The sequence below is a fragment of the Aliamphritea spongicola genome (assembly GCF_017051665.1).
GTDB classification, from domain to species: Bacteria; Pseudomonadota; Gammaproteobacteria; order Pseudomonadales; family Balneatricaceae; genus Amphritea; species Amphritea spongicola.
The window spans coordinates 572,867-588,930 of record NZ_JAFIDL010000001.1 but is presented as its reverse complement, the minus strand read 5'-3'; the positions used below and the strand labels follow the sequence as shown (position 1 = coordinate 588,930).

Here is a 16,064-nt window from a genome sequence, read left to right as displayed (position 1 = left end):
TTAAATGCCAGACAAGATATTTTTCCACTCAACGGTAATTCATACACTGTTTGCAATTCAATAACTGACAAATAGTGAGTACGACTATGAGTAACCGTCTGAACATTCAGCAACAGGCCCCCGAAGCCTTCAAAGCAATGCTCAACCTTGAGACAGCCGTGGCAGAAAGCCAGATTCCCGATGACTTGCGGGCACTGATCAAACTGCGGGCATCGATGATCAACAACTGCCGTTACTGTCTGGAAATGCACATGCCATGGGCACAGGAACTGGGCTTCAGTGAAGCCAAAATCAGCGCCATTGAGTCCTGGACCACCTCCTCTCTGTTTAACAAACAGGAACAGGCCGTGCTGGCACTGACCGATGAGGTCACTCAAATACATCTCAAAGGCCTCAAAACCACCACCTATCTGGATGCACTGGAAACGCTGGGTGAACCCCTGCTGGCCCGCTGCATTATGCAAGTCAGCCTCATTAATGGCTGGAACCGCATAGCAATCGCAACCGGTATGGAACACTGAACAGGCTGACAGGAGAATTACTATGAAAACCCTAATACGTACGGCATGCTTACTGATTGTTAGCTGCCTCGCTTTAAGCCAGTCAGTGTCCGCGGAAGATAAGAAGATCGGCATACTGGTGTTTGACGGCGTCCTTACATCCGACATTACCGCCCCGCTGGAAGTATTCGGCGTCGCCAGTCGCCAGAGTTGGTTCAGCGACTACACCCCGGTTGTGATCGCGGTAAAAGATACCGACAGCATTACCACTGAAGAAGGCCTGATGCTAAAGACTGACAGCTGGATCGGCGCTAACCCTGAAGTTGATGTGCTGATCGTCCCTTCCAGCTATGACATGGACCCGCTGCTGGATGATCCAAAACTGATCAGTTACATCCGCCACACGGCCGAATCGGCTGAATGGATGGCCAGTAACTGCTCCGGATCATTTCTGCTAGGTGAAGCAGGCATTCTGGACGGCAAAAAAGCCACCACCTGGGCGGGCGGCGAAGCTGACCTTCAGGATGCTTACCCAAAGGTGGACGTTCAGTTCGACAGCAATGTGGTGATTGATGGCCGGGTTATTACTTCAAACGGCAGTCTGGTCAGCTATCAGGCAGCACTGATGCTGCTGAGCAAAATGACCTCCCGCTCCAAGGCTGAAGAAGTGGCCGACACCATCCAGTACAACCGCTTTTCCGACAAGGTGTATTTCTGAGAAACAAGCTGAGCAGCTGACCATGAGCCAGATAAAGCCAGGCTCAGCCGGTTAGCTGCTCCCGGACCAAATCAGCCATGGTCGCAATTGCACTATGGCTGATGCCGCCCATCAGGTCCGGATTATTCAGCGCGTAGATGTAATCCTCAACGGTACTGCAATCAAACTCATCCCTGCTGTCCAGCAGCATGGCCCAGTCTTCCAGATCATCCTCAGTAAGCGAGCCGGACAGGTAACGGTCCAGCACTGTGTAAACATCTTTGAGACTGACCAGATGTAAAGCGCCATCCTGGCTATCAATCAGTGCTTCGAAGGCCTGATCCTGCTGTTCACCGTAAACGGCAAGCACCTGCAGTGCTGCTAAAATCTCCACGGCTTATTTCTGATAATCGGCGATCATGGTGACCGCCGATACAGACACATTAAAGTACTCAGCTTTGATCTGCAGATAATCTGCATTGCTGAAAAACGCATCTTTGGCCGCTGTATCCGGAAAACGGATGGTAAACACCCGGTTTACCGGCTCCGGTGTTTCACTGATCAGTACCTCAGACACTTTAAAGTCGTAGCCAAAGCTCCCCCCGTGGGCATGCAGCACCGGAGTCATGGCTGCTCTGTAGGCTGTGTACTTCTCGTCATCGGTGATGTTCATCGCCATCAGCATTTCGTACATATGCTTTTCCTTAAAAGCTTTGTCCTTAAAATCTTTGTCCTAAAAACTTTCTTCTTAAAAGCTCCGTCCTTAAAAAACGTCAGACCAGTTCAAAAACTGTTTGTTGTTTGTTAACGGTAAATCCCAGTGACCGGTAAAACCGGTGAGCGTCTTCCCGCTGGCTGTTGCAGCGCACCCTCAGCTTCATATTCTCAGAAGCGGCGTAGGTCATTGCCTGATTCACCAGCGCTGTAGCAATGCCTAACCGGCGAAAGCGCTTGCTGACCACCAGCCCAGTGATCTCTACAAAGGGGTCACTGCCTACCCGGAAGGTTTTGCCGAACTGTATCCAACCCGCCGGCTGTTCAAGATGTTCAAATAATTGCACCTTCTGTTCTTCAGTACTCAACAGATACTCGAGCTGGCTGCTGACCGTCTCCAGAGACGTTGAATAACCAAGATCAGACGTCAGCAAATGAATTACCCTGGCATCATCAGGGGTAGCATCACGGATCACTGTGCACCTCTCTCTGATTAAATATATGTAACCTTTCGACCTCACTGAGTTCCCGGTACTGGCCCGGTTTTAGATCCCCCAGACTTAACTGGCCGACCTTTTCCCGGTGCAGTCCCACCACTTCGTTTCGCAAATGCCCGAACATCCGCTTCACCTGATGGTAGCGTCCTTCATAAATGGTTAGCCGGGAGGTATGGCTGTCGATGGTTTCAAGTTGCGCCGGTAAGGTGGTGATATCTTCCGTGGCAAAATAGATGCCCCGGGTAAAGACCTCTGCTGTCTGCGGCGCAACCGGATCTTTGGTTTGAACCCGGTACACCTTAGGTATTTTTTCTTCCGGCTGGGTCACCTTACGGGACCACGCGCCGTCATTGGTTAGCAGCATCAGCCCGGTGGTTTTCAGATCCAGCCGCCCGGCCAGATGTAAATCCCCCCGAAGCTCTTCGGGCAGGAGATCCAGCACCGTCGGATGCTCATCATGTTCCGTGGAACTGACTACACCGGCAGGTTTATGCAACATCAGGTAGCGCGCCTGACGCTGCTGCAGCACTTCATCACCGATGCAGACGGTGGTAAAGGGATCAATCTCCCGGTGCAGGTCACGGCAAACCTCACCGCCAACCTGAACGCAACCGGCGGTGATCAGCTCACGGCAGGCCTGCTTACCGTGCAGGGTATTACGTTGTATGAAACGGTCGAGACGCATTAACTGAATTTCCGGAAATGTATTGCAGAGCCTATTCACTCATCAGGGTGAGAATATTACCACTGGGATCTTTAAAGTGCGCAAGACTTCCGCCCCAGGGCTGTTTTTCCGGGGGCGATGTGAATTCAACACCTTTCGCGCACAGGTCTGAATAACTGGCCGCGATGTCTTCAACCTGCAGGATCACGCCTAAAAACCGGCCTACAAGCAGCTCTGCGGATTCATCCGGATGGTCGCCGGTTGAGGTTTCTTCTTCACCATAACCCTCAACACAGAGTTTGGCAGCCCCGGTGGCATACTCCGCCCAACTGAATTCCACACTCTTGTATTCTGCTTTTAAGCCCAGTTTATGCTCGTAAAAGTCACAGGCCAGTGGCCAGTCATCAACAAAGACCCGTATGCCATAAAGATTCACTGATCGCGTATTACTGTTGCTCATTACCGCCTCCTTTCGCCCTTAATAGCGACTTTCTATGCCAGTCATTAATTTAGCTTATCAGTTTTTGATTGACACAGATCAACTAAAATTTATAATTTTCAGAAATTACTGAAAATTCAGAAAAGACAAAAGCCGATGAAATTAACGCCACTTAGCCAGTCACTGGTTCTTCACTTCGGTGAAATGGGTTCCCGCTGGGGTCTTAACCGCACCCTGGGTCAGATGTATGCCGTGATCGTATTAACCGAAGCACCTCTGAACGCCGATCAGATCAGCGAAGCCCTGCAGATCAGCCGCTCTAATGTCAGCATGGGACTGAAAGAACTCAAGTCCTGGAACCTGATTAAACTGCAGCACATTCCCGGCGACCGTAAAGAATATTTCACCGCCCCGGAAGATGTCTGGGAGATTGCCAAAACTCTGCTGGTTGAGCGCCGCAAACGTGAGCTTGACCCTACCCTGACTTCATTACGCGATGCCCTGGTGCAGGAACCCTCTTCATCTGAGGATGTATACGCCCAGCAACGGATTCGCGAAATGCATGACCTCATGGAAATGATTTCCAGCTGGTCAGGCGAACTGGAAAACATGTCTTCCGGCAAGCTGGCCACCCTGCTGACCCTGGGCTCCGGGTTAAGCAAGATCCTTGAGGCCAAAGACCGACTCCTAAATAAATAACGTCCGAGAAGACTCGGGGTATTACCCCGGTCCCGGATATCGAGGTGTTCTATGCTTGAGTTAGCCACTGACCCCGGGGTCAGCAGCCTGATGCTGTCGCGCATTCAGTTTGCCGCCAACATCAGTTTTCACATTCTCTTCCCAACCATCAATATTGCCCTGTGCTGGATGCTCCTGTTCTTCAAGGTGCGCTACGCCACCACCGGGGATGATAACTGGCTACGGGTGTACCGTTTCTGGGTCCGGATCTTTGCTCTTACCTTTGCGCTGGGCGTTGTGACCGGCGTGACCATGTCTTTTCAGTTCGGCACTAACTGGCCCGGCTTCATGGAAACCGTCGGCAATATCGCCGGACCGCTACTGGGCTATGAAGTACTGACCGCCTTCTTCCTTGAAGCAACCTTCCTGCCTATCATGCTGTTCGGTATTGAGCGGGTATCTGACCGTACCCACACCATTGCCACTGCGCTGGTTACCCTGGGTACCAGTATGTCAGCGTTCTGGATACTGTCGCTGGACTCATGGATGCAGACCCCTGCAGGCTTTGAAATGCGGGACGGCGTTGCCTATGTAACCGACTGGTGGGAAGTAATTTTCAACCCGTCTATGCCTTACCGCCTCACCCACATGCTGTTGGCATCCGGCCTGACGGCGGCCTTCTTTGTGGCCGGTATATCCGCTTACCGGATTTACAAAGGTGACCCGAAACATTCAGCAAAACTGGCCCTTAAGTTTGCCATCATTACCGCGGCTATTCTGGCACCGCTGCAAATTCTGGTGGGCGACTTCCACGGTCTGAATACGCTTAAGTATCAGCCGGCAAAAGTTGCCGCTATGGAAGGTATCTGGGAAACCGAAAAAGGTGCTCCACTGCTGCTATTTGCCATTCCGGATGAAGAAACCCGCTCTAACAAATATGAGATCGCCATCCCTAATCTGGCCAGTATCATTCTGACCCATGAAGTGGACGGCGAACTGCAGGGGGTTAATGACTTCCCGGACGCTGCGCCACCGGTCGCGCCCATTTTCTTCAGCTTCCGGGTGATGGTCGGCACAGGGGTTCTGATGCTGCTGACTGCAGGCTTTGGCTGCTGGTACTTTGTGCGTAAAAATCAGTATCCGCCATGGCTGCTGAAAGCCACCATCGCCATGACCTTCTCCGGATGGGTCGCCACACTGGCGGGCTGGTACGTCACTGAAATTGGCCGTCAGCCTTTCCTGGTCAGTGGCGTATTACGCACCGCCGATGCTGCCACGCAGATACCGTCCGGCAATATCGCTCTGTCACTGGCCATGTATCTGTCGATCTACTTCCTGTTACTGGTTGCCTACATCAGCACCCTGTTTGTTATGGCACACCGGGCAATCCGTCTCGAAGCCAACAACCTGCATGTATCCGATATGCAGACTGACCCGGCAGCAGTAGGCGGTGGTATGTCTGAAAAGCAATTTAATCTGGAGAAGCAGGCATGATCTTTCCTGAATATGACTGGCTCCCCCTGGCCTTCGTCTCTCTCATGGGGCTGTCCTTCCTGATCTACGCCATTCTGGACGGCTACGATCTGGGAGTGGGTGTACTGCTGCCACGGGATAATCAGGCCCAGCGCGACAGTATGATCTATTCCATCGGCCCCTTCTGGGATGCCAATGAAACCTGGCTGGTAATGGCCATCGGCCTGCTGCTGATTGCCTTCCCCAGCGCGCACTCTTACATCTTGCAGGGCCTGTACCTGCCAACCGCCATTATGCTGGCTGGCCTGATACTGCGTGGTGTTGCATTCGACTTCCGCACCAAGGCTCCAAGCCGGTTCAAGCAGAAATGGGATCTGGCATTCAAACTGGGCTCTTTGCTGGCCACCCTTACCCAGGGCTATATGCTGGGCCGTTATGTGACCGGTTTTGAAGAAACCAACGCCGCACTGGCTTTTGCCCTGCTGTCTGCAGTATGTGTCACCGCCGGTTACTGTTTCATCGGCTCTGCCTGGCTGGTAATGAAAACCGAAGGGGAACTGCAGATCCGCGCTGCCCGCTGGGCCAGATACAGTAATCTGCTGATGGCACTGGGCATTGTCGCGGTATCCATCAGTAACCTGTTACTCAGTGACATCATCATGGATAAGTGGCTGGGCTTCCCGCAGGTATTCGTGCTGCTGCCAACCGGCTTGCTGCTGGGCTTCCTGTTCTTGCTGAACCATGTGTACCTGAAGCGGGTGCCGCTGGAAAATGATCTGGGATGCTGGGTGCCCTTTGCCAGTGCCAGCATTATTTTTGTGCTGTGTTTCTGCGGGCTGGCCTACAACTTCTTCCCATATATTGTGTGGCAGAAAATCACCATCTGGGATGCCGCAAGCTCCCGGGAATCCCTGTGGTTTATCTTCATCGGCGCCGCTGTGGTATTGCCGGTGATCCTGGCCTATACCGCGTTCACTTACCGGGTATTCCGGGGCAAGACCCGCAAACTGAATTACTGATTTCTCACCCTTGGCAGTTTTTGTCCACGGCGTCCGGTATTCTCAACCTTACCTGGCGCCGTTTTTTTTACTGCTCGAAATGCTCAATCAGATACTCTACCAGCCGCCGGGTACGTAACGGCAAGTGTTTACGTGACGGGTACATCAGTGAAAATGTCAGCACCCCGCCGTGCCAGTCAGGTAATACCGGCACCAGTTCTCCCTTTTCTATTTCAGCGGTCACTGTCGATGGCAGCAAAATGCCCAGCCCCATCCCACAACTGATCATCTTCTGCATCATTAGCGGCGCATTGCACAGATGCACAAACTCAGGCGTAACCTTTAACCGCTGATCACCACACTCCAGCTCAACCGTTTTACGGCCTGAATACTGTGTCAGTAGCACCCAGCGATGGGCAGAAAGACTTTCCGGTGATTCCGGCACACCATGTCGCTCAAGATACGAAGGGCTGGCATAAATCCCCATGGGCTCCTGAAACAGGCTGCGCCCCACCAGAGATGAATCTTTTGGAATGCCTACCCGGATTGCCAAATCAATTTCCCCGGCGATCAGATCAACAGGTTCGTCACTGAGTTGCAATTCAACGCTGATATCCGGATAAAGCTGTTCAAATGCAGCGAGATGCCCTGCCAGTTTCTTTACACCGATGTCATGGGTACAGGTAATGCTGATTCTCCCGGCCATCGTATGCTGGTTGGTGTCGGCTTCTACGCTGTCGAGCACCTGCTGCAACTGTGCTGCGTGATGGTAAACGCTGCGCCCTTCAGAGGTCAGCGTCAGCTTGCGGGTGGAACGGTTCAGCAAACGGGTGCCAAGTTCCTTTTCCAGGCTGGCGACTGTTTCGCTGGTCCGGGCCCGGCTGGTCGATAGTTTCTTTGCGGCTGCAGCAAAACTGCCGCTCTCCACAACCAGCGCAAAGATGGCCAGTGCCCTTAACTGTCGGATATTTTCAATACTCATGCCGGGATTATATCTTTAACCATACGTATCAAAAACAGTACATAGCGTTACCCATTATTGGTCTTATCGGATCAAATCAGATTCAGCACAATGACTCCAGATGCAAATAAACACACTGAAGGAATTCATCATGTTTCTGAAAAAACAATTCAAAAAGCCTGTTCAACTGTTAACAGCTGCTTCAGCCGCTATGATCCTGTCCGCCAATGCGCTGGCGCTGAGCGTTGAAGAAGGCAGCGCCATTGTTAAACCGTTCTATGACTTCCTGAGCAACCCGACTGATGCTCAGCAGGCAGACAAAGCCCGTCAGTCATTTCACAGCGACTGGCAGTCTTACTACGATAATGCCGGTTCTAAAAGTCTGGATCAGACCATTGAGACCCTGTCCGGTATCGGTCAGTTAATTCCGGACCTGAACTGGGAGATTAAAGACATCAAAGTGGCCGGTGACACAGTGATTGTCCGCGGTGAAGCCACCGGTACACCTGCAGGCGACTTCTTCGGTGTGCCACACAGCGGCAACAGCTTTAAGATCATGTCTATTGATATGCATACCGTTGAAGATGGCAAAGTGAAAACGTCATACCACATTGAAGACTGGGCCACAGCCATGCGTCAGCTGTCTCAGGCAAAATAAAAGAAAGATACAAATAAGCCCGCCGGAATCCCCTTTCCGGCGGGCTTTGTTGTTACCAGGCTAACTGTGATCTTTCAGAATCAGATCTGAGCCTTTCTCGCCGATCATTATTACTCTTGGTGCTAAAGCCCGTAGTATAAGCCGCGTTGGTATTCCCCGTTATTTAACGATGATCTTCGAGAATCAGATCTGAGCCTTTTTCGCCGATCATTATCGTAGGGGCGTTGGTGTTACCTGACACCATGAACGGCATAATGGAAGCGTCCACCACCCGCAGATTTTCCAGCCCGTGCACCCGTAACCGCGGATCTACCACTGACTGGTCTGCATCCGGCCCCATCCGGCAGGTACACGAGGCATGAAACACCGTCCAGGCGTAACTGTGAATATCCTTAATGAGTGCTTCATCGGAATCCATTTCCTTACCCGGGCGGATCTCTTCCGTAATGATGTCTTTGAAGGCTTCGGTCTGCGCCAGTTTGCGCATCAGCTTTGAGCCTTCCAGCATCAGTTTTATGTCGTCTTCATGGCTGAAATATTTCGGATCAATCACCGGTGCCGCCAGCGGATCTTTTGAGGCCAGACGGATTTCCCCTTCTGACTTCACCCGGCAGTTACTGTAGCCGATCAGAAACGCTGAAAACGGATCAGGATTCATCAGCGGACGGGTTTTCGCCGGGGCACGGGTATAGCTCACCGGTGAAAAATACAACTGCAAATCCGGCTGATCCTTATCCGGAGAAGACCGCACAAAGCCACCGCCCTGATTCACACTGAGCCGGCACGGCCCTTTACGCAGAAATATAAACTTAAGCCCGGCCCAAAGCTTGCCAAAGGCCGAGTGAAGCTCATCATTCAGAGTTGGCACCTTGCACTTGTAAAGAAAATCCACCCCCAGGTGATCCTGTAAATGTTGTCCCACATGGGCATTGTGCTGTACCACCTCAATGCCCATTTCTGTCAGATGTTCCTGTGGCCCCACACCGGACAGCATCAGCAATTGTGGCGACTGTACCGCGCCGGCACTGAGAATAACTTCCTTACGGGCGTATACCTGCTCCAGTTTGCCTTTACGCAGATACTCCACGCCGATGGCCTTTTTCCCGTCGAACAGCACACGGGTGACCTGAGCATGACTGGTGATAGTCAGATTCGGCCGTTTCTTCGCCGGATGCAGGTAAGCCTTGGCCGCCGATACCCGCCAGCCATTTTTAGTAGTTTGCTGATAATGACCGATTCCCTGCTGGTTCTCGCCGTTAAAGTCCGGGTTGTACTTAATGCCCAATTCTTCACCGGCAGCCACCCAGGTTTTAGTCAGCGGATGCATGTCTTTGGACACATCTGACACATACAACGGGCCGTCTTTGCCCCGGTATTGACTGTCACCCACCTGGGCGGTTTCTGAACGTTTGAAATACGGCAAGACATCTTCATAGCTCCAGCCAGGGTTACCCTGAGCGGCCCAGTCATCGTAGTCCTTCTGGTGACCACGGATGTACACCATGGCATTAATAGAGCTGGAACCGCCCCAGACCTTACCCCGGGGCCAGTAACTGACACCGCCGTTCAGGCCCGGTTGGGGCACCGTTTCGAACATCCAGTTAACCGCCTTCTGATAATAGGTTTTACCATAGCCGATCGGCACCTGTACCCAGAATCGCCAGTCGCTGCCGCCGGCCTCAATGACACCGACACTGTGCTGACCTGAAGCCGACAAACGGTTCGCCAGCACACAGCCCGCAGACCCTGCGCCGATCACCAGAAAATCGTAACTTGCCTGTTGTCCGTGCATGCACACATCTCCAAACCTGATCACCCGCGGTGATCCTGAATTATTGTTGTTTATATCAGAGAATTGATAAGAATCAGATATTTAACCTGTCCCGCAGGCGGTAATACTGTACCGCTGCGGGTAAAAACCACGGCTTACCCCGGTAACCGGGCCGGGTCTGGAAAGACGGTATACTGAAAGCGGTCTTGCCGTCCGGATCACCCACCAGTTGCTTGCCCAGTTTATTACCGAGATAACTGGCCATGCCCACACCCGCACCGCAATACCCCATTGCATAGTGCATACCCTGCTGCTTACCAATGTGCGGCAGCTCATCAAAGGTATATGCCACCAGCCCGGACCAGGAATGGCTAATGGCGATCCCTTCCAGTTCTGGCAACAGATTCACCAGCTCCCGCTGTAACAACGGGCCACTGACCGCCGGGTCCGTCTCACTGCCGGATACCCGACCGCCGAACAGGATTCTCTGGCCATCCAGTGCTTTACGGTAGTAATACACCACCTTGCGGCTGTCGCTGATGATCTTGTCAGTTGGCAGCAGCCGGTTCAGCAGCTCAGGTTCGATCTCTTCGGTGGCAATCATGTAACTGCCGATGGGAATCACCCTTCGCTGCAACTGTGGTGTCACAGCAGATGTATAACCATTCGTAGCCATGACCACTTCATTCGCCAGCACTTCACCACGGGAAGTCAGCAGCCGAAACGGACCTTCGCCGCGAACACTTTCAACCCGGCAGCCAGCCATAAAACGGACACCTTTTTCAGCCGCAAGCCGTACAAGTTCACGGTGATACTTGGCCGGGTGCACACTGGCATGACGGGGAAATACCGCGCCGCCGAAATAAGCATTACTGCCAATATAGGCCTGTTGTTCAGCCTGACTGATAAGTTGTGCACCGCTGGCCAGCTTCGGATGTTCTGAATTAACTCTGTGACGTAACTTATTGAAAGCGCTTTTATTATGCGCTGCATGAAAGCGGCCACAGCGATCAAAGTCACAATCCAGACCCGTCTGTTCAATGAAGTTACCGATCCATTCCAGTGAGCGATGTCCTTCCTGATGGATGGCCAGCGCAACAGATTCACCGTGGCGTTTTTTCAGTACGTCAAAGCCCGGTTTAATACTGCTGCTGATCTGACCACCGTTGCGGCTGCTGCAACCAAAACCCAGTTCTGAACTATCCACCACCAGGGTTTCCCTGCCCGCTTCGGCACACACCAGTGCTGCATGCAGACCCGTATAACCTGAGCCGACCACAACCACATCCGCCTTTGCCGGCAATGCCTGCTCCGTAACCGAGATACAGATATCCCGGTCTGCTGAGTCATGCCACCAAGGGGTCAGTTTCAGTGACGAAGGTTCTGGGTGTTGCTCTGCATGGGGGAACATAAACTGCTCTCTTTAGCGTTCTCTTAAATCAACCACCGGCTATCAGATTTTCGCGGTAATACTTTTCACCCGGCAATAAGCCCTTAATGCTTCCTGGCCTTTTTCACGGCCAAATCCGGATTTTTTATTACCCCCAAACGGCGTGGATACACCGCCGGCAAAATACTGGTTAATGGTGATGATACCGGCGTCAAAATCCCGGGCCATACGCAATGCCTTGGTAATATCCCGGGTATACACACAGGCTGCCAGGCCAAAATCCGTGCCGTTGGCATAGGCCAGCGCCTGCTCATCAGAATCCACCAGTTGCACAGCCAGCACAGGACCAAAAATCTCTTCCTGAACAATGCAGTCTTCGTGGGGCACGTCATAAATCAGGGTCGGCTCATAGAACCAGCCTTTACCGGATACCGGGTCTGTAGTGGTATTGCCCCCCATCAGGATTTCCAGCCCCCGGGCTTTGGCTCCCTCGACATAACCGGCTACTTTGGCCAGCTGCTGAGCAGAATTGATGGCCGCTACATCCGGGCGGCGAAGCGCGTGGCCAAGGGTCAGCTGACGGGCTTTAGCCATAAAGACTTCGATAAACTGCTGATGGACGGAACGGTGAATGACCAGACGGGAGCCTGCTGAGCATACCTGCCCGGCATTTTCATAAATGGCCATGACCAGATCTTCTGCAGCAGCTTCGATATCAGCATCCGCCAGTACCACGGCTGGTGACTTGCCGCCCAGTTCAAGGGTGACACTGGCGATGTTTTTAGCCGCCATACCCATTACCGCTGAGCCGGTGGGCACTGAACCGGTAAAGGTTACGTGCCGTACATCCGGATGCTGACACAGGGGCGCGCCAACCTCAGCACCCAGACCGGTCACCACGTTACAGACACCATCCGGCAAACCGGCTTTACTGAGTAACTCAGCCACGACCAGCGCTGAAACCGAGGTGGTTTCCGCCGGTTTGACTACCGCCGTACAGCCTGCAGCCAGCGCCGGTGCAATGCCCCGGAACATGGTGGATATGGGATAATTCCACGGAATAATATGGGTGGTCACACCCACCGGTTCGAGAATATTAAAGGACATCATATCCGGGCCCAGGGGGATGGTATCCCCTTCGAGCTTATCCGCTGCCCCGGCATAGTAATTCAGATACTTCTGAACCGTTCCGATGTCCCACTCCGCATCCACCAGTGATTTACCGCAATCCAGTGACTCAATAACAGCCAGCCGCTCAGCATTTTCACCGATCAGCCGGGCCGCATTCTGCATCACTTCGGCCCGCTGCGCCGGGGTAGTTTTACGCCATTGCTCAAACGCCTGCTGTGAAGAAGCAACCGCCTGCTCAGCATCCCCAACTGTTCCGGCCGGGATCTGATGCCAGACCTCTGCGCAGCCCGGATCATAGGTATCCAGCATGGCGCCACCTTCAGAGGCCTGCCATGTACCGTCGATAAAATGCTGACTGGGTAAATTATCCAGCTGTTCACCGGCCAGTACTCTGGCCGCCAGATCAGCTGTTTGTATATCTGCAGTGCCTGTCATTTTACTTCTCCCACTCAGAAACCTGATACTGGGCTTTTTCAAGCCAGCTCTCGCGAATATTTACACCCCAACCCGGTCCTTCAGGGATCTGCACCTTGCCGTCTCTGGCCACCGGGAACTCATCGTAGATACCATACTGCCAAGGGTAGTAATCCGCTTCTTCAATGGAAAACTCGACATACGGCCCGGCGTTTTTAATCGCTCCCATCATGTGCAGGGTGAACACGGTCACTAAAGACATATTGGCCGCATGGGGAGTAATAATCTTGCCTGCCTCCTGAGCCATATTCACCACCCGCATGGTGCGCTCTATCCCGCCCATGTAGCAGATGTCCGGCTGATAGATATCAACGGTGTCGTTATCAATCATGTATTTCCACAGCGCCAGATTGTTGTCCTGTTCACCGCCGGTAACGTCGATATCCAGCGCATCGGTGACCTGTTTGGTCCATTCATATTCCCAGTACGGACATGGCTCTTCAAAGTGACAGATGCCGTTGTCCTGCAACAGCTTACCGACCTCAATGGCGGTTTCCGGGCGATAGCAGCTGTTACCGTCTACCAGCAGATCTACGTCATCACCCAGGGTCTTGCGTACCGCCGGCACGATGGCGTCAGTACGGCCGGGCCATTCATCCTGATTACGGCCACACTCCGCGCCCACCCGGAATTTAAACGCATCGTAGCCATGAATATCCCGTAAACGGGCGAAACGGTCCGCCTCATCCTGCGGGCTAATGTCACGCTTCATACTGGACGCGTATACACGGATCGGATGGGGTGTTCCCCCCAGCAACTCACAAACAGATTTTTCCTGTAACTTACCGTGCAAATCCCACAGTGCAGTATCCACACCGCAGACCGCCCGGCACATATATGACCCGGGGAATTTATGCTCTTTCTCGAACACATAATCAAACATGTCACCGATCTGGCTGAGTTCAGAGACGTCCCGGCCCATCACCCAGGGCGCTACCTGACGGTGTAACACGGTGCAGCTGATATCTGAGTGATAGGTAGATACCTGCCCCCAGCCCTGATGCCCGGTATCGGTTGTAACTCTTACCAGACCAATATCTTCGGTACAGAATGTTTCAATGCGACTGATTTTCATGGCTCATCCTTAGCAGCTGTCAGACCGGTCCGGTAACACCGTAATCACCGGTGTGTGTATTAACCCCCTGAGGATATTTACGCTGAACAGCTGTTATTTATGTTTGTTTGCCGGCATCATGGCGCAACATTGGCCATATAAAAATATCCATTTAGATACAGCACAAAATACCAATTTTAAATCCGGGACCATGATTCAGAGGTTATAACCATGGCGAAAAGTAGCGGCGGCTCATTACTCAGCTCAATCCACCTCGACAAGAAAGCCGGTCATAGCCTTCAGTACCAGCTGTATATCGCCCTTCGGGATATGATTCTTAACGGCAGTCTGCACGGTGGTGAACGGCTACCGGCATCACGGGTGCTGGCGGAGGAACTTAAGATATCCCGCACCACGGTGATCAGCGTATTTGACCGCCTCACCAGTGAAGGCCTGCTGGAATCCCGAACCGGATCCGGCAGCTTTGTAAAAGATGTTTTCAGCCAGCAAAAAAAACTCATCAGCAGCCTGCAGCACCGCGACACCTCAGACAAAGCACCAGACAAAGCACAAAGCAAAGCTTCTGACAGCACTGCCCGGCCCATGGTATCCCGCTCATTCCTGAAAAAAGCCAGCCAGTTACCGGCCCCGGTTGCCCACAGTGTCAGCCAGTCATTTTCCACCGCGATTCCGGCCATCGATGCATTCCCGCTGCCCCTTTGGGCACGGCTGGTGGCCAAACACAGCCGCCTGCCGAACCTGACCCGCTATAACTCCAGTAAAGGATCTGCGGCCCTGCGCAACGCCATCGCCAGCCACCTGCATACCGACCGGGGGCTGGTGTGCGATGCCGAACAGGTTTACATCACCAGTGGCGCCCATCAGGCGTTCAGTTTTCTGGCGCATCTGCTGCTGGACCCAGGCGATAAGGTCTGGATCGAAAACCCCGGTTCACGGGTGGCCCGTAATGGCCTGTTGCAAAGCGAACCTGAGCTGATCCCCGTGCCGGTAGACGATGAAGGCATCAATGTGTCGGCCGGCCAGCAACTGACACGGGACTTTCGCCTTGCCACTGTTACCCCCTCACACCAGCAACCCCGGGGGGTACTGCTGACACTGGCCCGCCGCTTGGCCCTGCTGGAAGCAGCCGATCAGGCCAATGCCTGGATCATTGAAGACGATTACGACGGCGAACTCTTCTATAACAAGGAGCCTCTGCCTACCCTGTTTTCCCTCAGCCAGCAGCAGCGGGTCATTCATGTAGGAACATTCAGCAAGACCATTTTTCCGGCTCTGCGCCTTGGCTATTTTGTGGTACCCGAACATCTGGTTGAGAGTGTCGATAAGGTCATCAACAGTTTTCTGCCGGCGGTTCCCCTGCCGGTACAGGCCGCAGTGGCTGAATTCATTGAGAACGGCCATTTCGCTACCCATATTCGCCGGTCCAAAAAACTCTATGAAGAACGCAATCACGCATTAATGCACAACATTGATAAACATCTTGCGGAGTTCATCAGCCCGATTCCCACCGCCACCGGTTTTCATCTGCTTAACCTGTTCCGTCAGGAAACCGATGAAGCAGCCCTGACAGAGGCCGCCGCAGACCGGGGCATTCTGGTACGGCCACTGGCAAACTATTGTGCCGCGCCGGTTAGCGAACGGGGCATTGCTCTGGGTTACGGCTGTATTCGGCCCCATGAATTCGATGCTTCCTGTGCAACACTCGCTGACGCTTTCAGGGCTGTCACAAAAGTGTAAAGGTACGTGTCACAGGGCTGAAACCAACCCTGATTATTCTTTTGCGAATATATTCGAACAATTTATTTTCTTATTGTTCTTTTTTGGGATATGTTTGTGTTCGTCTACGGCATTCTTTGCCGGAATCGGATTGATCGTGACAATCTGAGCACCCGTTAAATTGGTATCTAAAAATTAACGTTAATGGTTATTCTTTTAAAACCAAAG

Annotated in this window: 17 protein-coding genes; 7 read left to right on the top strand and 10 right to left on the bottom strand. The window is 52.8% G+C overall.

Annotated features, from left to right (window positions below):
* Nucleotides 1-86 precede the first annotated feature (86 nt).
* Both JYB63_RS02770 and JYB63_RS02765 read left to right on the top strand, forming a co-directional pair.
* Complete coding sequence (locus JYB63_RS02770; protein WP_205656279.1) at nt 87-521, top strand: carboxymuconolactone decarboxylase family protein; 435 nt, start codon at nt 87-89, stop codon at nt 519-521.
* A 22-nt stretch (nt 522-543) separates the two neighbouring features.
* Nucleotides 544-1,218 carry a DJ-1/PfpI family protein gene (locus JYB63_RS02765; RefSeq protein ID WP_205656278.1) on the top strand — a complete coding sequence of 225 codons (675 nt, stop codon included), beginning with the start codon at nt 544-546 and terminating at the stop codon, nt 1,216-1,218.
* Nucleotides 1,219-1,261: 43 nt separating this feature from the next.
* Here the strand turns inward: JYB63_RS02765 and JYB63_RS02760 are convergent, their stop codons facing one another.
* The 5 genes from JYB63_RS02760 to JYB63_RS02740 form a co-directional block, all read right to left on the bottom strand.
* Nucleotides 1,262-1,591, bottom strand: a complete 330-nt coding sequence (locus JYB63_RS02760; RefSeq protein ID WP_205656277.1) for a hypothetical protein — start codon at nt 1,589-1,591, stop codon at nt 1,262-1,264.
* Between the two features lie 3 nt (nt 1,592-1,594).
* Nucleotides 1,595-1,891, bottom strand: a complete 297-nt coding sequence (locus JYB63_RS02755; RefSeq protein WP_205656276.1) for a DUF1330 domain-containing protein — start codon at nt 1,889-1,891, stop codon at nt 1,595-1,597.
* Between the two features lie 79 nt (nt 1,892-1,970).
* Nucleotides 1,971-2,387 carry a GNAT family N-acetyltransferase gene (locus tag JYB63_RS02750; RefSeq protein ID WP_205656275.1) on the bottom strand — a complete coding sequence of 139 codons (417 nt, stop codon included), beginning with the start codon at nt 2,385-2,387 and terminating at the stop codon, nt 1,971-1,973.
* The gene (locus JYB63_RS02745; RefSeq protein WP_205656274.1) at nt 2,377-3,093 is read right to left on the bottom strand and encodes a pseudouridine synthase; all 717 of its coding nucleotides are present in this window, start codon (nt 3,091-3,093) and stop codon (nt 2,377-2,379) included. The genes JYB63_RS02750 and JYB63_RS02745 overlap by 11 nt, the downstream gene beginning before the upstream one ends.
* Nucleotides 3,094-3,124: 31 nt before the next feature.
* Entirely contained in the window at nt 3,125-3,532 is a 408-nt protein-coding gene (locus JYB63_RS02740; protein ID WP_205656273.1) for a VOC family protein, read from the bottom strand.
* A 135-nt stretch (nt 3,533-3,667) separates the two neighbouring features.
* On the opposite strand from JYB63_RS02740, the gene JYB63_RS02735 reads away from it, so the two are divergent.
* From JYB63_RS02735 to JYB63_RS02725, 3 genes are read left to right on the top strand one after another with little or no spacing between them, the layout of a single operon-like run.
* A complete protein-coding gene (locus tag JYB63_RS02735) occupies nt 3,668-4,210 on the top strand; it encodes a GbsR/MarR family transcriptional regulator (protein WP_205656272.1) in 543 nt (180 codons plus the stop codon).
* Between the two features lie 51 nt (nt 4,211-4,261).
* Nucleotides 4,262-5,683 carry a cytochrome ubiquinol oxidase subunit I gene (locus JYB63_RS02730; protein ID WP_205656271.1) on the top strand — a complete coding sequence of 474 codons (1,422 nt, stop codon included), beginning with the start codon at nt 4,262-4,264 and terminating at the stop codon, nt 5,681-5,683.
* Nucleotides 5,680-6,681: a cytochrome d ubiquinol oxidase subunit II gene (locus tag JYB63_RS02725; RefSeq protein ID WP_205656270.1), complete on the top strand. Its 1,002-nt coding sequence runs from the start codon at nt 5,680-5,682 to the stop codon at nt 6,679-6,681. The genes JYB63_RS02730 and JYB63_RS02725 overlap by 4 nt, the downstream gene beginning before the upstream one ends.
* Before the next feature lie 67 nt (nt 6,682-6,748).
* Here JYB63_RS02725 and JYB63_RS02720 read toward each other — a convergent pair whose 3' ends face one another.
* On the bottom strand, nt 6,749-7,642 hold the full coding sequence (locus JYB63_RS02720) for a LysR family transcriptional regulator (protein ID WP_205656269.1): 894 nt from the start codon (nt 7,640-7,642) through the stop codon (nt 6,749-6,751).
* 130 nt (nt 7,643-7,772) lie between these two features.
* Here JYB63_RS02720 and JYB63_RS02715 point away from each other — a divergent pair, with 130 nt between their 5' ends.
* On the top strand, nt 7,773-8,279 hold the full coding sequence (locus JYB63_RS02715) for an ester cyclase (protein ID WP_205656268.1): 507 nt from the start codon (nt 7,773-7,775) through the stop codon (nt 8,277-8,279).
* Nucleotides 8,280-8,442: 163 nt separating this feature from the next.
* Here JYB63_RS02715 and JYB63_RS02710 read toward each other — a convergent pair whose 3' ends face one another.
* Genes JYB63_RS02710 through JYB63_RS02695 form a run of 4 tightly spaced genes read right to left on the bottom strand, consistent with a single transcriptional unit; the run spans nt 8,443 to nt 14,120 of the window.
* Entirely contained in the window at nt 8,443-10,095 is a 1,653-nt protein-coding gene (locus JYB63_RS02710) for a GMC family oxidoreductase (RefSeq protein WP_336510841.1), read from the bottom strand.
* A gap of 49 nt (nt 10,096-10,144) precedes the next feature.
* Entirely contained in the window at nt 10,145-11,461 is a 1,317-nt protein-coding gene (locus JYB63_RS02705) for an NAD(P)/FAD-dependent oxidoreductase (RefSeq protein ID WP_205656267.1), read from the bottom strand.
* Between the two features lie 42 nt (nt 11,462-11,503).
* Nucleotides 11,504-13,006: an aldehyde dehydrogenase family protein gene (locus JYB63_RS02700; protein ID WP_205656266.1), complete on the bottom strand. Its 1,503-nt coding sequence runs from the start codon at nt 13,004-13,006 to the stop codon at nt 11,504-11,506.
* A 1-nt stretch (nt 13,007) separates the two neighbouring features.
* Nucleotides 13,008-14,120, bottom strand: a complete 1,113-nt coding sequence (locus JYB63_RS02695; RefSeq protein ID WP_205656265.1) for a mandelate racemase/muconate lactonizing enzyme family protein — start codon at nt 14,118-14,120, stop codon at nt 13,008-13,010.
* Between the two features lie 210 nt (nt 14,121-14,330).
* Here JYB63_RS02695 and pdxR point away from each other — a divergent pair, with 210 nt between their 5' ends.
* The gene (gene pdxR / locus JYB63_RS02690) at nt 14,331-15,857 is read left to right on the top strand and encodes a MocR-like pyridoxine biosynthesis transcription factor PdxR (RefSeq protein ID WP_205656264.1); all 1,527 of its coding nucleotides are present in this window, start codon (nt 14,331-14,333) and stop codon (nt 15,855-15,857) included.
* Nucleotides 15,858-16,064: the final 207 nt, after the last annotated feature.